Here is a 21638-nt window from a genome sequence, read left to right on the forward strand (position 1 = left end):
CACGCTTCCAACCATAAAGGGGTTGTCCCAGCTTCAAACAAATAAGCCTCCAAACCCGCATGAGAGCGGGGTTGGAGGCTTGCCTCATTGCAGCCTTTCGATTAACCAATACAATGCTACCAGGAAAATCAGGCAAGATGTCGAGAGCATGAATTTACGATACCACGGAAATCTCTGCAGCCATATCAAGCTTGGAAGCAATAAGCACAGCACCATGATCTGACCCGCTTCCACTCCTAAATTAAACGTCACGAGCGAGCCGATCAGATTGTGCTCGGGAAGTCCAATGTCAGCCAAGGCTCCGGCGAAGCCCATGCCGTGAATCAGGCCAAATACGGTTGTCCATATCCACCGCCATTTCGCCTTGTGCACAAACAGATTCTCCACCGCCACATAACAGATGGATAGGGCGATCAAGGCTTCGACCCATGACGGGATGACGTGAATGCGGCCCGACGCCACCAGGAATAGTGTGATGCTATGGGCGATTGTAAATGCGGTAACAATCTTTAACGCATCCTTAAAGCGAGGTGCGATTAATACTAACGCTAACAGAAACAGCAAGTGATCATAGCCGATTAAAATATGCTCGATTCCAATTACGAAGTACTTCCACAAGACAGAGCCGGTACCCGCCTGAGCAGAGGCGTCAATCTGGGACAGAGGCATGGTTACCTGAATATCTTTTCTATGATTCTCAAGAATGTCCTGATAGAGAAATTCCCCTGCCTGGACCGAGAGTATGCTCTTATGGAAAGGGGCGTCCTCGTACACCAGATTGTAATGCATATCAAATTGCTCGATTGCTTCATCGGCGGTAAATTGCAATTGGAACACCACGCCTCTTGTAGCATCTCTGGTTACCGCTTCTATCGACAGCAATTCCATTGTCAAAGGGTTGGAATCGACAGCTATGCGAAGATATTTCCGTAAAAACGTCGCGATACCTTCTTTTTGCGAGGACACCTCCTCGTTATCCATTTCGCCATCCTTGTTGGCATCAAACTGCGGCAGCAGATCTCGTTTATCCAGAAACAGCTCATAGTTGATCTCATTTCCCTTAACGGTAATTGCGGAGTAACCCAAGCTTTCGGAATGCGCAAGTACAGGTGTTGAAGTTCCAAGAAGCAATACGAACATCAACAAGGACAGGAAAGTTCGTGCATTCATAGTTCGTACATTCATCAGATATGCCTCTTTTCAAAAAATGACCAGATTAAGACCAGGAGAGGAAGACAAAGGATCTCCCTCTCGCAGACTTCAACATATGCAAAGCAATCTTATTGCAATATTGCTCTGGCTACAATTTCAAGGTCGACTTGATCCACCTTGCCGTCATGATTCACATCCGCATTTTCATTCCAGTTCTCCTGACCTTGCAATTGGCCGTGTGCCCCTGCAACAATGCCCAGGTCACCAACAGAGCGTTTTTCGTCGCCATTGACATCTGCGTTGATGATCTGCTCGTCAAACTCTTGAAGCGCTGTTTTCAATGCCGCTTTCGCACTATCTACCTGCTCCTGAGCAGCATTCGAGTCGTTTGCTACTTCGGTAGCCGCATCGATTGCCGACTGCAATTGCGCTTTGGAACCTGCCGCATACAGACCGTCCTCATCGCCTTCCACTGCCTCATCGCGCTTGGCTTGAGCGCTCGCGATCAAGCTCTGCAATGACAGCTCTTGCTTTACTGTCACATTGGCGGAAGCCGTAAAGTTGCCGTCAGCAGTCGTGACTGTCACAGTCGCCTCTCCAGGAATAAGGCCGTTAAGCAGAGCTGTGCCGCCTGTATAGGTTACAGATACGACTGTAGGATCGCTGCTTTCCCACGACACTTGGGTATTGTACGCATTGGCCGGCGTAACCGTAGCCGTTAAGGTTTTGGTTTCGCCTTCCGTCAAGACGACGTCCTGTTGATCAAGCGTCACCCCGTTAACGGGGATCTGTTCCACGACTTCGAATGTCTTGCGATCCACTTCCGTATAACCGTCATTGAGCAGAAAGAGCGCATCATACGTACCCGGAGCCAGCCCATTGCCGATACTGACCGTTCCGTCACCAGCCTTTAAATAACTCCATCTCAACGATGCACCTGCACCTGGAGGAACATCTCCGGTTTTGTAGATGCCGACCCAATCTTTCCCGTTTTCGCCGGCACCTGTGTACGACAGGGTGATGGCTTCCTCCTTTAGGTACTTGAGTTTGTCCATGGTTAAAGTCTGATCGGCAGCTGCTTCAGCGACATGAATGAAAGATGCAGCGGATACGTTGAGAAGCAATATCATGACTGACGCGAAACAAGCGATCAAACGCACCGAGTTTCGTTTTATGTTCATTTGCCATTCCCCATTTCTCCCAATTTTCATCTTAATGAAACCTAAACCTTAGCTATCCTCGGCAGCAGCGTTATACAGCTATTATTGGACTAAAGCCATGTAACGCTGTGCCGATGAGGATTTAGTTCAAGCTGTCCAATAGTGTTTGAAGTTGAGGGTTAAGGTTCAATGTATTCATAATGATCGTCAGAGCCTCAGCGCGTGTAGAGGTTCCTTTCGGATCAAATGCCCCCATTGGCTTGCCGTTGATGATGCCGGCTTGCGCCGCATCTTTAATTTGTTTTTTTGCATAAGAGCTTGCGCTTGACAGATCCGTGAAGTTGCCTTTGGAATCATCCTTATCCACCTGATTCAAGTCAACAATACGGGACACCATGATGACCATTTCTTCGCGGCTGATTGTTTTGTCCGGCTTGAAGGTTCCGTCTCCGTATCCGGCAATCACTCCTGCGTTCGCAAGCCGCTTAATCGCGTTTTTAGCCCAATGACCGTTAATGTCTATCAGTTCATCCGCATCATTAGCACTTCCACTGACATTGAATACACGAGCGATGATCGTTGCGAACTCAGCGCGTGTGATTTTACCGTCTGGACGGAACGATCCATCCTCGAAACCATTGATAAAGTGCAGCTTTACGAATGTACCCATGGTCTTTTCGGCCCAGTGTCCTTCGATGTCAGCCAGTTCAATCTCAACATCAGATTTATTGGCTTCCTTTACCTTGGATTCGATCGCATCTATCAGATTTGTTTCATTCACTATATTACTGTTGAAAACATTTTCCGATGGTTCCGTTGGTTCTGTTGGTTCTGTCGGTTCCGTCGGTTCTGTAATGATTGGCGGGATTGGCGGCAGTGTGCTACTCTTCGTACTGGCATTAATCTGAGCACTCCATTCGCTGGCTCCTGCCGAATTTTTAGCCCGTACCTTATACGTATGAGTCGAGTTTTCTGCAAGACCTGTATGTTCGAACGGACTGGAAAGATCCGTTTGAATAACGCCATCCACCATCAGGTCATAACTCGTTGCGTCTGTTACATTGTTCCAGGTTACGTTGATTTGCGACTTGCTTACTGCTGTTGCGTTCAAGCCTGCAGGCACAGCAGGAATTTTATCTTCGTTACCGTCTTGGTCCAACACCTCTATATCATGGGAGGCACCATCTATCTCTAGCTCATTTCCCTGTTCATTTGCAATCACAACATGATCCAAAGAAATCTTCGTCTTATAGGTAGCTTCAGTTACTGTTTTAGCCATAAACTTGAATGAGAGTAAATCGCCTTCGACGGGCATACTTGCGCCTGCGCTGGCAGCCACAATCCGAATTTGTCCCGGCGCTGTCTCCTTTTGATTGATGACCTGGAATCCGTCTTTCAGCGATATAATCGAATCGAGCTGCAAAATTTCCGGATCATAGCCAAGCGTCATATCTTGGGCATACACCGACTGGTATTCGCTTTGCGTTACGCCATTGAATACCATTGTTACATCAAAGGTTTGGCCTTCATCCACCTGCTCCAAGCCTGCCAAAGTAATTGGAGCAGGCCCACTTGCCAACGACCGGATTTGTTCCGAGGACAACGGCGCGTTATACATTCTCACATCATCCATCAATCCATTGAATGTATGGATGCCGCCCTCGCTGTTTCCGATAAAAGTACCCCCTGTGGGCATGTTTGGTGAAGTCGAGATATCGCCTCCTGATAACGCTACACTGCTGCCATTGATGTACAGCTTCCATGTTCCACTATGTCTTACCGCAGCGACATGTGTCCACTGACCTACAGGAAGAGCAGACTCTGAGAAAAACTTAACCTTTCCTCCAAGCAAGAGTGCAACTTTAAAATTTGTGCCTTTGTCCAGCATTAGAGCATAGCCGCTTCCACCTGTACTGCCGTTCACCAGGAATACTTGAGAGCCATCCGTGACTCCATTCCACTTCACCCAAGTTGACATTGTTACATTATCTACACTAGCGGTGACCAGATCGGCACTGGCATAACTGCCGCTTTCGCTCAACATAAGCGAAGCTGTGCCTTCCACCTTGTCTGCTTCGCTATACGTCGCGCCGCCATTTAACGTGGCATGAAACGCATTAGAACTGCTGTCGTCACTATTGCCGTTGAAGGTCCACATCGCCGTGTAATCATTCAAGGTGACAGCCTTATCCACTGTTGCACTGACGCTCGTTGTCAATGACACGTTGCCTGGGTTTTCCACCCCTGATGGCAACGTTACTATTCCGGTTATCGTGAAGGTTTGTGCAGTCTTTATATCCGGATCATAGTTTGAAGCGTCAACATCCCAAGTCACATCGGCATCCATATTCCCGCCACCATCAAGAACCAATCGTACCGTTTGCGGCAATCGAAGAGCCTCTGCTGTCTTCGCTGTTCCGTTAAGCGCAAATACCGCTTCAGGCGCAGTAATGCTATCCAATCTGGCACTGTCCGTTATAATGTCAATTTGCTGCGACGAACGGTTATACATGGAATCCGCGGCGAATACCCGGAGTAAATATGGCGTATTCGGCGATAACTCTGTAATCGTATATTGCCTGTACTCATCGAAGGGCTTGTCCAGCGGCAGCGAAAGGCTGTTGAATTTTTTGTCCAGATCCCCTGTGAGCTTATTGATAAGCTCCACATTATATTCCAGGACGCGCACATTATCATTTGCTTGCTTTATCGTAAAAGTAACCTCGTTGCTGTTGATGGAATTGATCGTAATACCCTCTTCAAACTGCGGAGGTATGAGTTCTCTTATATCGTTTTGGCTATACGTAAAGGCATTTCTGCCGCTGCCTGCGTTAACCACAAACGGTATGCCTACAAACTCATCCGTGCTCAAATTATATTGCTTGATAATAATTTTCGGCCCATACACCTCCAAGAAATTCACGATGCGAGGCGTGGTTTTATATTTGATATACGAACCTTCTATATATCCTCCATACGGACCGGCATCAATATAACTGGAATAGGACGACGCACCGGAATCGAGATAGGTAGCCGAGCCTTGATAGAGAGAGCGTTCGTCCGTTGGATCGTATTGCGTATGGCCTGAAAAATAGACCACCTGCGAAAATTCATTCTCGTCAATAAAATCTCCGAAAGCATTACTTGCCGAGCTGTTCCATCTCTCACTCCAAACGGTTCCCCTTACAGGGTAGTGAGACATGACAAATATAGGTTTTGTTGGATCATAATCAGATTCATCTGCGATTGTGTTTAGGAAATTCTTGGTTTTCCCCACCGTATTTTCGTTGTTGTAATTGGCGTCAAAACCGATAATATTGAATCCTTTTACTTTGACCCGATAAGCATCGTTAAAGAAATTGTTGTCGTACGATTGCGTAGATTCGTTCCACGCGCCCGCCGTACCAATCGGTATTAAGCTTTCGGCGCCGCCCATATCATGATTGCCTCTTACCATCAACAACTCCGTACTGTCAAATAAGCCCTCATCCTGAAGCTTTTCGTATACCTTCTTAAGCTCTCCCATCCACACATATTCACTGGCCTGGTTACCGCCGGTAACGTCGCCAGGAATTAACATGACATCGGCCTGCGGGAATACGCCCATTGCTTTTCTGAAATCTGTTTCCACGCGCTCGATTGCTGCGGGATTGCTGCTGATCTCCGTGTCGCTGTTCACTGTTATATTCAAATCCGGGGGAGTTGCTGTTTTATTGCTTTTTTGGTAGATGAATATCGCGTTGTTTAGTTCACGCTCGTAATAATTGATCGTTTCCTGTGTATAGAATTTGACACTTTGCGTTGTTGCAACTGTATTGGCATAATGATAAACCTTTTTCAAATAATCAAAGTCGATGTGGCTGAAGCCAGTGTTCAGACCTCCATCTAGGATTGTCTTTGCTTCCACTATTGCATCGTTAAGTGCGTTCATATCTACTGAATGTGCAGCGTAGTTGTTGTAATTCGCCTGAACCTCATCTGTGCTTAATACGCCTTCCCAAATCATCAGATCGGCGATATCGAATGAGTTGCCTCCGTGGTTGCCCAATCCGTCGCTGCCAATATTTAAGGGATTCGAAGTATCCAAAGATCCGTGCCTCAGCGATGTTTCTGCCATTTTGTACGCATCAATATACAACGTCGCATGCATTTGATCTCTATCCACCACGAAAGTCACGTAACGCCAATCGGAAGCATCGAACGTGTTGCGCCCAAAGGAAATGTTCTTTACTTTTGCGTCCGGAAAGCCAAAATTCATATTGACTGAATTGGCCGATGTATAGATCGCCCAGCCCGCATTAGAACCGTCGCTAAAATCCTTGTTGGATAAGATAACCTCATTATTATTGGTGTCGCCCTTATACCAGAAGGATACGGAAAAACTATCTTCGCCAACACTCAAGCTATTCGCCGTACCGACATAATTGCCGTTTCCGCCTTCCAAGTGCAAAGCTTTGGTCCCGGGCAATATGCCGTCTACATAACTGTAACTTCCATTTGCTATCAAATCCTCTTGATTGACATCATTCTTCAGATGATTATCGAATGTCATCGATGCCAGAAGCGGACTTTCATTGGCGCCATCAGTATCCGTTGCTGCGTATCCGTTGCTTGAAAACATACCGAATAACATCGTTAATGCGAGAGTAAACGATAGAATCCTTTTCACTTGTGAAACCCTCCATACTTTAATGGTTTTAGGAGTTCGTATTATTCTCCAAGTCTATTTCCCCGTTAAATTCATCTGCATGCCGCCCGACTTCAGACGCTTCTTCAGTTGCGTGGAGAACAGCTCCAGCAGTACGGCAAAGAACAGAATGAAGTACGTGAGCGTCCCCATCTCCCGAATATCGAAGTATAGGCTGCTCGCCATAAACATGTCATACCCGATGCCGCCCGCTCCTGCGGCAGCCCCCATCGCCAGCGCATTGGAGAAGTTAATCTCCAGCCGCAGGAACGTCCACGACAGCAGATAAGTCATCGAGGAAGGGAGCACCGCCTGGAACACGATATGCAGCTTGCCCGCCCCGCTTCCCTGGAGCGCCTCCAGCACGCCGGGATTCAGCTCCTCGAACGATTCCGAATATGCCTTCGTCAAGTAGCTGACGGTGTGGAAGGTCATCCCGAGAACGGCCGCCACGCTGCCTAGTCCCGAAGATACCGCGAATATAAGCACCCACAATATCGTCGGCACAGCCCGAATGACGGCCATGACCGCTTTGACGAATTGCGAGACGGCGTTGCCGCTTATATTGCGCGCAGCCAGCAGCCCTGTACCTAGCGCAATAATGGCGCCAAGCAACGTCGTGACTACGGCTAGGCCAATCGTAATGAGCACGGACATGACCGCATCCCGGAATGTAAAGTGCTTGAAGTGCGCTTCCCCGAACATAGAGCCGAAATTGCTTAATGTATGGCGCACCCCCTCCAGAAAAGAAGCGTCTTTGGTGTCCATAGTCCAGAGAGTATATCCCGTTAACACGGCTACGATTAACAAAGTAAGCTTGACGACAAATCCGGAGGGGTCAAACGGCTTCTTGCGAAGCGGCAAGGGCGGTCCCCCCGCGATAACACTGCCGAAGCTGTTGCCAGTTCCCTGAGAACGAATAGAAATCCCAACCTTTCTACTTGATCACTTTGCGAATCGAACCGGAAACCCATTCGATCAGCACGATGGTTATAACGATCAGCAGCACGACCAGACTGGCGGAGCTGTAATTCAAGCTCTTGTAATACAGATCGAAAGAAAATCCGATGCCCGTCCCGGTCAACAGACCTACTAACGTGGCGCTGCGGATATTGGACTCCATCATATAGAGCAGCCAGCTCATCAACTGCGGAGATGCCGATGGAATGACTGCACGACAGACGACGGACAGATAACCTGCTCCCGATGCCCGCAGCGCTTCCACAGAGCCGCCGCCAACCTCGTCAATCGTCTCCATGAAAGCTCTCGTCAGGAAGCCGAAGCTTGCGAAGAAGAGCGCCAGGAATCCCGTCACATCTGTAGGGCCAAAGGAAAACAGCAGCACGAGCGACCATACCGACACATCGATATTGCGAAACAAGGTGGCGATCAAGCGACATGCGGCGCTGAAGAAGCCGTTCACCTTCGTCGTGGATGAGCCCAGCACAGCGAATATTATCGCCGCCACCGCTCCAACAGCCGCGGAAGCAATGGAAATCAGAACCGTATCCAACAGCCGGGGCAAAATCTGCGGCAGCCTCTCCATCGCTTTCGCATCGGGATAGAAATTCTGCCAAGCCCACGACGCCGCTTCCGGCACGGAGGCAATGCCTTGCAGAGGATCGAATTGCGTAAGCAGCGATGCGCCATAGCCGATCAGCAATACAATACCTGTGAACAGGATAGTGTGCAGCCGTTTCCTGGCGAAATAGCTATCCAATCTCATAGGCCAGCTGCGCCTCCCCTTTCAGCTTCCCTTGCGCGGGCGCATCCATAATGAGCTCCCCGGATGCCGAGCCGTAAATATGGTGAATGCGATCTTGCGTCAGCTCGTCAGGCGTTCCACGGAAGACAACCTTCCCGCCGTTCACTCCGATGATGGTGTCGGAGTAGTGCAACGCCACATCAACCTGGTGGAGATTGACCAGTACGGTAATGCCCATAGACTCCGTAATGCTGCGAAGATGGTCCATAATTGTCTTCGAAGCGCTTGGATCAAGCGAGGCGATCGGCTCGTCGCACAGCAGCAGCTCAGGCTCTTGTACGAGTGCGCGGGCAATGCCGACACGCTGCTTCTGTCCGCCGCTCAGCTGGTCGCATCGCTTGAACATATGGTCGGTCAGTCCCAGCGCATGCAGAATATCCTGCGCTTTCCGCTTCTCGACCTGGCTGTATATGCCGATAGCGCCTGCCAGCGGGTTTTTGTACCCCAGACGTCCGTGCAGCACATTCTCGATCACACTTAGCCGCTCCACAAGATTAAAGTGCTGGAATACCATGCCGATGCTTCTTCTCAGCCGGCGCAGCTCCTGACGCCCCATGCTTGTCGTCTCCTTGCCCTGGAATTGTATGCTGCCTTGGCTCGGCTCAATCATCCGGTTCACGCATCGCAGCATGGTGGATTTGCCCGCACCGGACGGCCCGATAATGGATACGAACTCCCCGCTCTTCGCAGAGAAGCTAACATCCTGCAGCGCCCAACTGTCCTTGCCGTATTGTTTGGACACATTGTCCAGCTTTAATAAAGTTGTCATAAGAACTCCCCTGTTTGAAGTAAGAGCAACCCCGCACATCGTTGTACGGGGGCCGCTCTGTTCATTCATTAATCGTTCCTCATATAGGTGCGGTACAGCTTCTCCAGAAGAACGACCGCATTTCTCCGGTTTATGCTCTTCTCCAGTCCGGTCGATACTTCTTCTTCATCCAGCAAGCCCTCTTGCAGGAAATAAGCTACAGCTTCTCTCGCATACGCCGGAACATGCCGGAGCTTGGCTTGCTCTTCCTCGGTAGCGCGCTTGCTTCCTTCGTCCGCCGCCGGCTTCATCCGGCTTGTATAACGATAGAACATGACCAGATAATCCAGTTGTTGCACCTCGCCATGCGGATTGAACGTATTCGTGCCCATTCCGTTCACAAGCCCCAGCTCGCTGGCGCCGGCAATCGCTTGCGCATAGTAGCTGTCGGTAGCCACATCCGCGAATACGGCGGCAGACTTGCCTGCAATCCCGAACAGACGATTGAGCATAATGACGGCGTCGGCTCGAATAAGCGGCTTGTCGCCATTGAACTTATTGCCCGGCATGCCCTTCACGACACCGAGGTCATACAGCGATTGAATCGCTTCTTTCGCCTTATCGTCCGCCTCAATATCGGTGAACACTTCTTCAACCTTCTTGCCGCCCTCTCCCGTCTCCGGCGTTGGTTCTGGCGTTGGCTCCGGCGTTGGCTCCGGCGTCGGCTCCGGCGTCGGCTCCGGCTCTTGTTGCTGAACAGCAATGTCTACTTGGACCTTCATCCCCTCATAAGCAGCCGTAATTGCTGTTGTTCCGGCTGCAACAGCCTGGACCGTTCCTTGCTCATTCACAGCTGCAATCTCGGTATTCGCACTCTCGTAGACAATGCCCTCGGCTGCCGTCACATCCGTGATCTCCCCGTTGTTGAAGATCGCTTCCACTAGCAATTGAACGCTATCCATCCCGTTTGCAAACTCCAGCTCCACCGATTCCGGTGTCGCCTTGAGACTAGTTACCGCTACTGGAACGATCTCAAAGCCTAGACGATCAGAATTCTCTTTATAACCACCGTTAAGCATTAAGGTCATATAATATTCGCCCGGCGAAAGATTCTCCATCGCAGTGATGTCCCCCATGCTGCCGTCATGGAACGTCATCTCGCCGTCAGGCAATTGGCGCGTATAGTCCCACTTTAATGAAGGTGTTGCGGTGCCTGGCGTATCGCCGCTGCGATAAATGCCGATCCAATCCTGCGTACTTTGAGCTCCTTCATACTTCACCGTAATCGGCTCGCCTTGCACAACAACCGCATCATCCATTTGCAATGTCGCCCGCTCCAGGACGGGACCTTCCGGCAGCGTCAGATCATCGTATGAACGAGGCTCCACCAGGAATGTAGACAGCACTGCGCGATGATCGGACAGCCAGCCTTCGAACACCAAGTCTGCGGGAGACGGACCGCCGTTCACCGGCTTCTCGCCTACAACCTGACTATCCAGCGTTGTCGAGGGACCGTCCGTGTAGACAAAGTCGATACGGTCGTATACTTCAGGGGTTCTCCACTCTGTCCCTTCTGCTGCCCAGGTTATGCCAGGGGTCGCAACGGGATCGGGATACACTTCCCGATAGGAATCTCTCATCCCTAATTCCTTAAGCTTCTTCGATACCGGCCACTCCACAATCTGGCCGAAGTATCTGTCCTTGTTCGCCTCCGTCCAATCCAGATGAGAAGCCACATTGAAATCACCGGTCAGGAACACCGGCATCCCTTGCTCCGCCAGCGCCGGAAGCTTGCTGAACGTATTGGCCATCTCCTTCATATGGAAGGCGTATTCGTTGTTGACCACTTCTTCCACCGTCTTGCCATCCGCAATGTCATACGGGCCATAAGGCGCGTGGGACAAGTGGACATTGGCGAATGCCACCGCTCTGCCGGGGGCCACTTCAATAAAGTAATAATCGTTGTTGCTGTCCGGTTCCAATACAGGATATTTGCTGATCAGACTCAGGTCCGTTCCCGCTCTTACATTGATATGATAGCCTAACAGCTTGGCCGCTTTGCGGACGACGGACGCATTCGTCTCCTGAATGCCCGTTACGTCTGCCCCGGTCGCGGTAATGGCATCGGCAATATATTGCGCCGCCGCGTCTTCACCGAACTCACTGACGATCTTCCACTGCCAGATGTTAAAGCTCATCATTGTCAATTGCATCTGGGATGGAGGCTCATAGCCCGGCAGTATCGCCGCCGCATAGCCTTGAGACTGATTGCCCTCATATTGCGAGAATGCAAGCACAGACACCGCTCCCTCCGGAATGACCGTATTAGCAGGAAAATCAAATACCGCTTGTTCGTCGTATGTCGCCGAGGTTACGGTCGCAATAGCCGGCTCGCCTGGCAGCGCTCCCGATGTTCCTCCCCAATACAGCCGATACTCCTTCACCGTGCTATTGCCTGCAGAAGGCATAATAACCGCCTGACCACTCAGCACTTGCTCCTGTGATCGCTCACCGTTCACGGCAAGCGCTGCGGGAGCCGCCAGCTCGAAGATGCTGAAAGCTGCGAACGCATCGTATTCATAGCCACCGTTCTTCAGGAAATACGCTTTGTAATCTCCGGCAGGAAGCTCGGTGTAGAAGGCGACCTCGCCTTCGCCTACCGGCGTATACTTCCAATCCAGAGAAGCGATCGGATTATTCGCCGGTCCCGGCTCCCGGTCAGCTTCATAGATGCCGATCCAGTCCGTCGCATTGACCGCTCCGCTGTACGAGATCGTTATCGGCTCGCCTTTCATATAAGCGGACTTCCCGGGTGACAGTGCATAGCCTGAAGCTTGCGCCTGCTGCGGCCCAACGACGCTTAATACTGCAAGCAGCATGCTGAACGACAGCATAATACTGAGCGCGCGCCATGCTGGGTGTGTCCTGTTCATGTGAGCATTTCCTCGCCTTCGTGATTGATATGGGTTAATGAGGCTAACAACTGATCGTAGGAAGAAATAATAGCATCCGCGCTTCCGAAAGGTCTCGACTCCGTCCCTTGATTCTCTGGAAGCTCCTCCGGTACGATCGCTACCGTCCATGCGACGCCCGCCGCCTTGCCCATGCGCATATCGGAGTCCGTATCGCCGATCATGACGACCTCCGACGGAGATACGCCGATTCGGCGGCAAGCAAGATGAATCATATCGGGATTCGGCTTGCCGTTCGGCACACTGTCATTGCCGATAATCGTCTCGAAATATTCTCCGATGCCGAGCCATTCCAAGTGCTTCACCGCATCCGCCGTCTCGTCGGCCGTGACGACAGCAAGCTTCAAGCCCCGGGAACTGAAGTGCTTCAGCACATGAATCAAATGCGGCTTAATCCGCACGGGCCGAAGCTGCTCCATCCAGATATAGGCTTCTTCCAGACTTTCGTCCGCGATGGCGACGGCGGTCGACGAATCCATGCCGGCCTGCTGCGCATACCGGATGATCGCTTGCCGGATAGCTCCGCTTGATCCGGTCGACAATAATCCCTCCGTATTATAGGAGACAACCTTGCCGTCGATGTCGCACTCCACACCGAACAGCGCGGCCAGAGATTCCGGCAAGCGGTGTGCCGGAACCTCCTGCCGCAATCTGGCATATACGCCATTCATCAATAATTCCGTCCAGCTGCCCCATAAGGAGATGAAATCAAGCAGCGTACCGTCTTTGTCGAACAAGATGCCTTTAATCGCTGTACGATGACCACTGATCATCATCCCGGTCGTCATTACTTCGACAGTTCCCGAATCGGATTGAACCAGGCATCTTCCACCGTCATGAACTTCGTATCGCCCGATTTCCAGAATAGGCCTGAAGCTTCCGAGTCTTCCGGCAAGAAAATGCGCGCATTGTTCGTCGTCTCGTCGGATGTCATCGCGTCCACAATCGCCTGAAAGTCTTCTTCGCTGACTTGATCGAGATTCGCTACGAACGGGCCGTTCAATACCGGGGTAACGGCGATGAGGCGGAACGGCTTGCCGCCGAGCTTGTCGAACGGCTGCTCCGCATTGTCCTTCACGGCATACATCGCTCCTGGACGATTCGCCTCGCCTTCCTTCAGTTCCACATAATTGCCGACGCAAGTATCACAGAAAGCCGCTGCATCCGCTTTTCCTGTCAACAGATTAACTGCAGATCCTTGATGGGAACCGCCATACAGCACTTCAGAGAAAAATTGGTTTTTGCCGCCTTCCAGCAAATCTTCCGCACTGATATCCTTATGCTCGTCTTGCTTGGAGAATGCAGCAACGATACCGCTGGAAGGTACTTTGAAGCCGGATGTAGAGCTGTTGGACACGAACGAGAAGCGCTGGCCTTTAATTCCCTTGATGGAATAGCCGTCACCCTCCATGTATTGCTCCTTGTTCTCTTCATTCACGGCAATCCAGCCGTAGTATACCGCATCGTCAAGCGTACCGGATTCACCGGAATTTACTACAAGCGGCTTCAGGTTGTCATTCTTCTTCTTCGCTTCCACGTAAGCGGTGGCGCCCATATACGCCATATCTGCGCTTCCGTTCGCCAGCGCTTCAATTGCAATAATGTAGTCCGTCGTCGTGAAATGCTCTACCTTCTTGCCAGTTGCCGCCTCAATAACCTCGCCGATTGCATCGCGCGTATCCTTCAAGTCGCCGCTGGACTCATTCGGCAGCCATGCAATCGTCAACGTTTCACTCCCTTTCCCTTTTCCATTTTGTGCCGCTTCATTCCCTTGACCTCCGGCATTGCCGCCGTTACTCGTATTCCCCGCCCCTGATCCGCAAGCGGACAGCAAGGTTGCCATCACAATCGTTAACAGAAACATAAATTTAAACTTTTTCATCTTCTCACCTGTGCTTTCCTGATTATTCGGCGTGTATCCACGACACGCTGCTCTTCTTCAAAGCCGCCATCCACTGCGAAGGCGCCGCAACATCCGTCACAATCACATCGATGTCCTTCATCTCAATAATCTGGTAGGGGTGTACCCCTCCGAACTTCGTATGGTCCGTCATCGCGACGGTTAGCTGAGCAAGATCCGAGATCTTCCGAATCAAATATCCGCGCTCCAGGTCGAACCCCGTAATGCCGCTGTCCATCATAAGGCCGTCCACCGAGATAAAGGCCTTGTCCACCCGGAAATTGCCCGCCATGCTCTCCGCCATGCCGCCCGTTACCCGCGAGTACTTCGACATCACTCTGCCGCCCAGAAAATAAATCTGGCCCGTGAACAATCCCTCGTTCTGGTAGTCCATCAGCAAATGAAGCACATGAAAGGAGAATAAGACAATCGTAATATTCTGCTTGTTCTGCAAAAAATGAATGATCTGCATCGTCGTCGTTCCGTCATCGATAAAGATGACATCATTGTCTTCCACCAGCTCGGCGGCAGCCCTGCCGATCCGCTTCTTCTCCTCCACCCTGACGACTTCGCGCTTCAGATAAGGAGGCTCCTCGCGCGTCAACTCCATCTTCACGGCCCCGCCGTAGATGCGGCGAAGCTTCTTCTCCGCCTCCAGATCCTCCAGATAGCGGCGGATCATCTCACCCGACACTTGAAGCTTGACGGCCAGATCCGCCGACCGGACCTTGCCTTCCAGGTTCAGCATGTCGAGTATGATCCGTTTTCGTTCCTCACCGATTAATGACATTCCTGCACCTCGCTATAGACATACAATCTATTTTTAAGAGAAAAGTCCTCAACGACCACCTCCGCATTTGTTGAACCAGTCTTGCAATTTCTATTTTGCGGTTGGACTATCAACCCGGAATTAAATGCAAGCTGATGATTTGTAAAGGATTTTGTTTGATTTTATTTATTTGGGAGTTCTCTCGGGGCGCTTGGGGGTTGGAGTTGGTTGGGATTTAATATGGGGATGACAAAAGACTCCCGTCTCCAATAATGGAAACGAGAGCCACTAACCGTAACTAGGAAAGCTGTGTATGCCTGATCTCTCGGCCCGGCCTGCATGAAATCAGGCCGTGGTAGCCGCATGCCTGCAGTTCGGTCTGCAGCCGATCCGTCTTCCCCTTGTCCCCGTGGACAAGCAGTGTATTGACGGGCTGCAGCGCATCCAGCATACGACGCACATCGGGCAAGCCTTGATGAACTTTATAGCTGCATTGCAGCACTTGTATGGCCGGAGCAGGATGGGCAAGCAGCTCTGAAACAAGCGTACCGGCATAGACATGGCCCGTTAGCAGCACGGCATGCTTGTCGTTCTCTTGCAGCGCTTCAAGCAGCTGCCGCGATCCCGGAGATTGAAGCAGCGGGTCCGATGTGAGGAAGATCGCACCCTTGCCTTGGCGGGCGCGGCACAGCATCCCCTCCGCAGGCATTACGCGCAATCGCTCGCGCCAGACGCTCTCCAACTGCCGTGCAGCCTCCGGCCAGAGCCAGCGCCTCTCCTGCAGCAACGCTTGATAGCCCGCTTCAAGCCCTTCGTCGCATATTAGCTCTGATTCCGGCAGATGCTGCGCCAGCAGATGGATGAATTCATGGCCGCGGCCTTGCAGCGGAACCGGGAGCCAGACATGTCCGCCGCCTTGCAACACCCCTCTGCAGCTTGCCGCCAATTCCCCGACAAGCTGCTCCTGCTCCCGCTTGTCGTCTCCGTAGGCCGCATCCACGATAGCAAGCGCAATCGCTTCCTCGCACGGCAGTTGGGGGAACGACCATTCCAGCAGCCGTGACTGCTGGCAGAAATCTCCGGAATAGAATACAATCTCTCCTGCCTGCCGCAGCATCGTCCATACTCCGCCGATCATATGACCACTTGGCCCCCAGCAGAGCTCCAGACCGTCCTTAACCGCCAGCCAGCGCCCCGGCTCCGCTTCTTCCTCCATGAAGCGGTAACGGACCTGTGATATATGTTCATCCGCATAAGCGTTCACTCCTGTCGCTCCCCGCTCCGTCCGCTGCCATCTGGCATAGTAGTGCGGGAGCTGGCCCGCAGTCGCGCGCGTCGTCCACACTTCTCCCCCGAATCCCATCCGGTACAGCAGCGGAATGGCGGCGGAATGATCTTCATGGGCATGCGACAGCACAACTGCGCTTAGCTCGCCGATCATCGCCTCATCCATCAGCGGATAATGGTCTTGCTGCTTTCCTTTCTTCACTCCGCAATCCAGCAATACGGCATCGTTGCGGAACTGGATACAGTAGCAGGAACGTCCGTGCTCGCCCGCACCGCCCCACACCCTCGCACTTATCATAGCTTGTTCACTTCCCGTCAGCACCCAGATGATTCATAATCGCCAGCACGACGGTCGTCAGTCCTACGGATACAACCGCCATCGCCATGCCCATCGACACTTCTCCTTGCTCGAACTGCGAGAAAATATATGTCGCCGACACCTTCATGGAAGGAGGCAGAATAAGCAAGGACGCGACAAGCTCTCGTATGGAGATGGTGAAAGTCATCATCCAGCCCGCCAGCATGCCGGGTACGAGCAGCGGCAGCACCACTCTGCGCACGGTATACCATGGCGTTCCCCCGCATACGCGGCTTGCGGAGGCTAGCGATCCGTCAATCTGCCCATATGCCGCCTTCACATACTGCACACTGTACGGCAGGAACAGAACGACATAGGTCAGCACTACCATGCCGTACGTGTTGTAGAGGGGAACAGGCATCCAGGGGGCGTTCCACAGCAGAATAAGACCGACAACCGTCACAATGCCGGGCACGGTATTGGGCAACAGACTGAATATGTCCGTCAGCCGCTCGCCAAGCCGGTTCGCGCGCTTGATCTGCAAGGAGAGGAAGAGGCCGATGAGCATGGCTATCGTGGCCGCAGCCAGTGCCAGCCACAGACTGTTCAGCAGTGCATCGAGCCCCGGCGACCCCGGCTCCAGCAGCTTGCTGTAGTGGGCCAGAGTGAAATTACCGGCACTTAAGCCGTCTCCCCTCAACTTCTGCAGAGAGGCAACAATGACGGAGAAGTACGGTATTCCGATAGAAGCACCCAACAGCAACAGGATATACAGCCAGGCCAGCGCCCGCTTCCATCCCTTCAGCGGCATCAGGACCAGTCTCGCTCCCTTGCCGCCCACCGTCTGATAGTCGTAGCGTCTCGATATGACGTTCTGAATGTACCAGAACAACAGACAAGTCGTCAGCAGCACGGAAGCGAGGGCGGTCGCCTTGCCGAAGTCGATCGGCCAGCTGGAGGTGAACCGGTGAATCTCGCTTGTCAGCACATAATAGCCGATCTTGCGGCCGAACGTCGCCGGCGTGCCGAACTCCGCTATCGTCTTCACGAAGACGAGCAGCGCCCCCATCGCGTAGCTCCCCAGCAGCAGTGGCATCAGTATTCTGCGGAAGCGGTAGGCGAAGCCTCCGCCATACACGGCTCCCGCCTCCTCGTAGCCCGCCCCGATCCGGCGCATCGCATTGCGCAGGATCAGATACAGGAAGGGATATAGATGAAGGCTCATAATCGCGACCATGCCGGCCAGAGAGAAGAAATACGGCGTCAGCGCCTCTGAGGACGGAAGCAGCTGCTCCAGGAAGCCGCGCCGCTCCATGAACAGCATCCACCCCATCGAACCGATATAGGGAGGCGTCATGAACGGGATAATGAGCACCACGTCGAGCCATCTGTGACGGGACAGCTCCGTCTTCGCCGTCAGGAATGCCATCGGCAGCGCCAGCAGCGACGCTCCCAGCACCACCCAGAAGCCGAGCAGCAGCGAATTGACGAAGACGGCGCTTAGATCAGACTGTGCAATAACGTTCAGCGGCGCCAGCGGATTCCACCGACCATCCGGTTTAACGCTCTCCATTAATATGAACACGAGCGGCATCAGAACCAGCACGGCGAGCAGGATAAGCGCCAGCGCCATGCCCCACGGCAGAGCCGTTTTTGCAGAAGTAGTTTTCATGAGCGTCAGACTCCGTTTTTCACATTAGGATCTACCTATCTTATTTGAACATGGTCAAGAATTTGTCCGTAATGGCCTCGCCTTGCTCGGTCATCCAGTTCCAATCGTATTGTAGAAGCTTAATATCCTTCACGCCCACCCGATCCGCATGCGCTTCTATATCGGAGCGTCCCGGCAGCAGATAGGCTTCCGCCACCAGCTTCTGCGCTTCATCCGACAGCAGGTAATCGATGAACAGCTTGGCATTCTCCACATTTTTCGCGTCTTTCAATATCATGGCCGGACGGGGGTTGATTACCGTTCCGCTTGCCGGATAGGCGATGCCGATCGGCTCACCCTTGGCTATAGCGCTGTATGCCATATAATCGACTCCGGCCATAACGGCCGACTTCGCGCCGGTCACAACAGGGTTCAACGCTTCCTTATTCGCCCCGGCCAGCGCAACGCCGTTGTCCTTCAGCGATTGGAACAGCTCCCAGCCTGCATCGCCACGCTCGTTCAAGTAACCGGAGATGAAGTCCAGCGCCGAACCGGACAAGGAGGGATCGGGAATATTGACCGCATCCTTCCACTCCGGCTTCGCCAGATCAGACCAGTCGACGGGAGGATTGTCCACCAGCTTCGTGTTGTACGTCATGCCGAGCGCCGAGGCGCTGTAGCCGAACAGATGCTTGTCGCCGTCTACCCACGTCTCATAGAGCCGGTCAGCATTAGCCGCTCCCACGTAGCTCTGTGTCATCCCCTGCTCCTTCAGCGACAAGCCGGACGGCCATGAAGCCAGAATGACCACATCCGCGACAGGATTGCCCTTCTCCGCTTCCAGTCGTGCCAGCACCTTGCCCGTCGTTCCGTCGAACTGCTCCACCTTGATGCCTGTAGCCGCTTCGAAGCCTTCCTTAATTCCGGCTGCCATGCCCGCCGGACCTGCCGTATAGACGACAAGCTTATCCGACTTCGGTGCAGCAGATGCTTCCATCTGAGCCGTCTTCCCCGACTCGGGTGCCTCCGTGGTTGCCGAGTTATTGCCGCCGTTCTCCTCCACGACCCCATTGCCCGTACATGCAGACAGCACCATGACGAGCATAAGCATCATAACCGCAGCACACTTCTTGCCCGACATTAATGAAAACATGTTCATCCTGTTATAGCCTCCCTAATAGATTGTATTGCGTGCATATCGCCTGGTGCGGCATACACAATCATTCGCTCTCCCACCCGTAGACGCTTGTCGTGATAAGCCGTCCACTGCTTGCCGTCTTCCAACTCCAGCCCTACTTCATACCGGTCCCCCGCATAGCTGATCCGCCTCACACGGACCTTCCATAACGAATCTCCCGGACGCCCTGACCAGCGAAGCTTCTCCGGACGGATCATCAGCTCGCCTTCTTCCACCCAGTTCGACTTGCCTACGAAGCGGGCGACGAACGGATCGGCAGGCTCCCCGTAGATGGACTCCGGAGCGCCTTGCTGCAGCAATCTTCCGCCTTGCATGACGAGGATCTGATCCGACATCGACATCGCTTCCAACTGATCATGAGTCACATAGACAGCCGTCAGCCCTCTGGCGCTTACAAGCTGCAGCAGTTCTTCCCGCATCTCTTCTCTCAGAAGCGCGTCCAGCGCACTAAGCGGCTCATCGAACAAGATAAGACTCGGCTGAACCGCGATTGCTCTGGCGAACGCTACTCTCTGCTGCTGTCCGCCGGACAACTGATTCGGCTTGCGCTGCTCGAGCCCCTGAAGCCGCACGGCGCTTATCGCATCCATAACACGCTCCTGCAGCCGCGCCGTCAGCTTCCTTGCCCTTAAGCCGAAAGCGACATTCTCGTAGACGGTCAGATGCGGCCATAGCGCAAAATCTTGAAACACCATGCCCAGCATCCGCTTATGCACCGGCATGGAGATACCGTCCGCCGAAGAGAATACACACTCCCCGCCGAACCAGATCTCGCCGCTGTCCGGCGTCTCAAGCCCCGCAATCATCCGCAACAATGTCGTCTTGCCGCAGCCGGACGGACCTAGCAATGTCGTGAACGCCCCCGAATCGATGCTCAGGTTCAGCGGCTGGAGCACTTGCATCTCACCGAACGACTTTGTCACCTGCTTCAATACAACATTCATGGACAAGTCCCTTCCTATCTCACAATCTGCTACAAGTGTACGATGGAAGTTTCTTGCTAGTGTTAAGTCTTTATTATGGGGTTGTTAAATGTTTTGTTAATTTATATTCATTGTCATAGATTTTCTCTATAATTGTGGAATCACCAAGCGAAGGGGGCCTCATGACGTGAATACTAAGAAGCTGGAGATCATCCTGCTCATTGCGCAATACAGGAAGGTCTCTGCCGTTGCGGATATATTGGGGATGAAGCAGCCTACAGTCACTTTCCACATGAAGAGCCTGGAGAAGCAGTACGGCGTCAAGCTGTTCGAGTCGCGAGGCGGGGGAATGATGCTAACGGAGGCAGGCAAGGCGCTGCTGCATTACGCCGGCAAAATGACTGCTCTGGCCAATGAAACGGAGCGGGTGCTTCGGGAATACCGCAAAGTGGAACGCGGCACAATTGTCATTGGCGCCAGTTATGTGCCGGGAACGTACATGCTGCCAGGAATGATTAGCAACTTCAGCTTCGACTATCCGGGAGTATCTATGAAGCTGCTGATCAAACCAGCGCCTGTCATTCAACAGCTGCTGCTGGAGCATGAAATCGATCTTGGCTTTGTCTCCTCGCAGCCCTTCCGGGAGGACAAGCTCAAGACGCACTTCCTGTGCAGCGACGAGCTCGTTGTCGTCTTCTCCGCAGAGCACAGATTGGCTCGGCTGACGAACATTCAGGCTGAAGACATCGCCAAAGAGCCATTCATTCTGCACGGCACGAAATCCACCACCCGACGGATGACCGAGCAATGGTCTGAAGCGCACCAACTGCAGCTTAGCTCCAGCATGGAGCTGGATTCGCTGGAGTCAATCAAGCGGGCGCTAATGCTGGGCGCCGGAATCTCTTTCATATCCCGTCAAGCCGTCACGGAGGAAGTCAAGCACGGCTTGCTGGCCTACGCACCACTGCCGGCTCCTTATATCGAGCGCAACATATACGCCGGCTATCATCGGGACAGATGGCTGTCGCAAGGGCTGCAAGCCTTTATCGACCGCGTATTGCAAGCGGACAACGACGGATTCAGTGGGGACTGCAACTAGCTCCCCAGCCTGCCCTATCAAAGACATAG

The 21638-nt window shown here is 52.7% G+C and carries 15 protein-coding genes; 1 reads left to right on the forward strand and 14 read right to left on the reverse strand.

Annotated elements, in window-relative coordinates; translation table 11 throughout:
• Positions 1–84 precede the first annotated feature (84 nt).
• From M6D81_RS07895 to M6D81_RS07960, 14 genes are all read right to left on the reverse strand, one after another.
• A complete protein-coding gene (locus M6D81_RS07895) occupies positions 85–1185 on the reverse strand; it encodes a HupE/UreJ family protein (RefSeq protein ID WP_262676309.1) in 1101 nt (366 codons plus the stop codon).
• Between the two features lie 95 nt (positions 1186–1280).
• Positions 1281–2333 (reverse strand): Ig-like domain-containing protein, encoded by a 1053-nt coding sequence (locus tag M6D81_RS07900; RefSeq protein WP_262676310.1) that lies wholly within the window; start codon positions 2331–2333, stop codon positions 1281–1283.
• Positions 2334–2454: 121 nt separating this feature from the next.
• Positions 2455–6981, reverse strand: coding sequence for a LamG-like jellyroll fold domain-containing protein (locus tag M6D81_RS07905; protein WP_262676311.1), 4527 nt, complete (start codon positions 6979–6981; stop codon positions 2455–2457).
• Between the two features lie 54 nt (positions 6982–7035).
• Positions 7036–7863 (reverse strand): PhnE/PtxC family ABC transporter permease, encoded by an 828-nt coding sequence (locus M6D81_RS07910; RefSeq protein WP_262676312.1) that lies wholly within the window; start codon positions 7861–7863, stop codon positions 7036–7038.
• A gap of 73 nt (positions 7864–7936) precedes the next feature.
• Complete coding sequence (locus M6D81_RS07915; RefSeq protein WP_262676313.1) at positions 7937–8725, reverse strand: ABC transporter permease subunit; 789 nt, start codon at positions 8723–8725, stop codon at positions 7937–7939.
• On the reverse strand, positions 8712–9533 hold the full coding sequence (phnC, locus tag M6D81_RS07920) for a phosphonate ABC transporter ATP-binding protein (RefSeq protein ID WP_262676314.1): 822 nt from the start codon (positions 9531–9533) through the stop codon (positions 8712–8714). The genes M6D81_RS07915 and phnC overlap by 14 nt, the downstream gene beginning before the upstream one ends.
• A gap of 68 nt (positions 9534–9601) precedes the next feature.
• Positions 9602–12445 carry an S-layer homology domain-containing protein gene (locus M6D81_RS07925; protein ID WP_262676315.1) on the reverse strand — a complete coding sequence of 948 codons (2844 nt, stop codon included), beginning with the start codon at positions 12443–12445 and terminating at the stop codon, positions 9602–9604.
• Complete coding sequence (locus M6D81_RS07930) at positions 12442–13272, reverse strand: HAD family hydrolase (RefSeq protein WP_262676316.1); 831 nt, start codon at positions 13270–13272, stop codon at positions 12442–12444. The genes M6D81_RS07925 and M6D81_RS07930 overlap by 4 nt, the downstream gene beginning before the upstream one ends.
• Positions 13272–14366 carry a PhnD/SsuA/transferrin family substrate-binding protein gene (locus tag M6D81_RS07935; RefSeq protein WP_262676317.1) on the reverse strand — a complete coding sequence of 365 codons (1095 nt, stop codon included), beginning with the start codon at positions 14364–14366 and terminating at the stop codon, positions 13272–13274. The genes M6D81_RS07930 and M6D81_RS07935 overlap by 1 nt, the downstream gene beginning before the upstream one ends.
• 22 nt (positions 14367–14388) lie before the next feature.
• Positions 14389–15174, reverse strand: coding sequence for a DeoR/GlpR family DNA-binding transcription regulator (locus tag M6D81_RS07940; protein WP_262676318.1), 786 nt, complete (start codon positions 15172–15174; stop codon positions 14389–14391).
• A gap of 277 nt (positions 15175–15451) precedes the next feature.
• Complete coding sequence (locus M6D81_RS07945; protein WP_262676319.1) at positions 15452–16738, reverse strand: MBL fold metallo-hydrolase; 1287 nt, start codon at positions 16736–16738, stop codon at positions 15452–15454.
• 7 nt (positions 16739–16745) lie between these two features.
• Entirely contained in the window at positions 16746–18410 is a 1665-nt protein-coding gene (locus tag M6D81_RS07950; RefSeq protein WP_262676320.1) for an ABC transporter permease, read from the reverse strand.
• A gap of 40 nt (positions 18411–18450) precedes the next feature.
• Complete coding sequence (locus tag M6D81_RS07955; RefSeq protein ID WP_262676321.1) at positions 18451–19548, reverse strand: ABC transporter substrate-binding protein; 1098 nt, start codon at positions 19546–19548, stop codon at positions 18451–18453.
• Positions 19545–20531, reverse strand: coding sequence for an ABC transporter ATP-binding protein (locus M6D81_RS07960; RefSeq protein WP_262676323.1), 987 nt, complete (start codon positions 20529–20531; stop codon positions 19545–19547). The genes M6D81_RS07955 and M6D81_RS07960 overlap by 4 nt, the downstream gene beginning before the upstream one ends.
• Before the next feature lie 166 nt (positions 20532–20697).
• Here M6D81_RS07960 and M6D81_RS07965 point away from each other — a divergent pair, with 166 nt between their 5' ends.
• On the forward strand, positions 20698–21609 hold the full coding sequence (locus M6D81_RS07965) for a LysR family transcriptional regulator (protein ID WP_262676324.1): 912 nt from the start codon (positions 20698–20700) through the stop codon (positions 21607–21609).
• Positions 21610–21638: the final 29 nt, after the last annotated feature.

The sequence above is a fragment of the Paenibacillus sp. J5C2022 genome, assembly GCF_025567625.1.
Taxonomy (GTDB): Bacteria; Bacillota; Bacilli; order Paenibacillales; family Paenibacillaceae; genus Pristimantibacillus.

Bases quoted from the DNA above. Each gene is read 5' to 3' on its own strand.
- M6D81_RS07895 (WP_262676309.1), bottom strand. From the start codon at position 1,185: ATGAATGTACGAACTATGAATGCACGAACTTTCCTGTCCTTGTTGATG.
- M6D81_RS07900 (WP_262676310.1), bottom strand. From the start codon at position 2,333: ATGAACATAAAACGAAACTCGGTGCGTTTGATCGCTTGTTTCGCGTCA.
- M6D81_RS07915 (WP_262676313.1), bottom strand. From the start codon at position 8,725: ATGAGATTGGATAGCTATTTCGCCAGGAAACGGCTGCACACTATCCTG.
- phnC (WP_262676314.1), bottom strand. From the start codon at position 9,533: ATGACAACTTTATTAAAGCTGGACAATGTGTCCAAACAATACGGCAAG.
- M6D81_RS07925 (WP_262676315.1), bottom strand. From the start codon at position 12,445: ATGAACAGGACACACCCAGCATGGCGCGCGCTCAGTATTATGCTGTCG.
- M6D81_RS07930 (WP_262676316.1), bottom strand. From the start codon at position 13,272: ATGACGACCGGGATGATGATCAGTGGTCATCGTACAGCGATTAAAGGC.
- M6D81_RS07935 (WP_262676317.1), bottom strand. From the start codon at position 14,366: ATGAAAAAGTTTAAATTTATGTTTCTGTTAACGATTGTGATGGCAACC.
- M6D81_RS07940 (WP_262676318.1), bottom strand. From the start codon at position 15,174: ATGTCATTAATCGGTGAGGAACGAAAACGGATCATACTCGACATGCTG.
- M6D81_RS07945 (WP_262676319.1), bottom strand. From the start codon at position 16,738: ATGATAAGTGCGAGGGTGTGGGGCGGTGCGGGCGAGCACGGACGTTCC.
- M6D81_RS07950 (WP_262676320.1), bottom strand. From the start codon at position 18,410: ATGAAAACTACTTCTGCAAAAACGGCTCTGCCGTGGGGCATGGCGCTG.
- M6D81_RS07955 (WP_262676321.1), bottom strand. From the start codon at position 19,548: ATGAACATGTTTTCATTAATGTCGGGCAAGAAGTGTGCTGCGGTTATG.
- M6D81_RS07960 (WP_262676323.1), bottom strand. From the start codon at position 20,531: ATGAATGTTGTATTGAAGCAGGTGACAAAGTCGTTCGGTGAGATGCAA.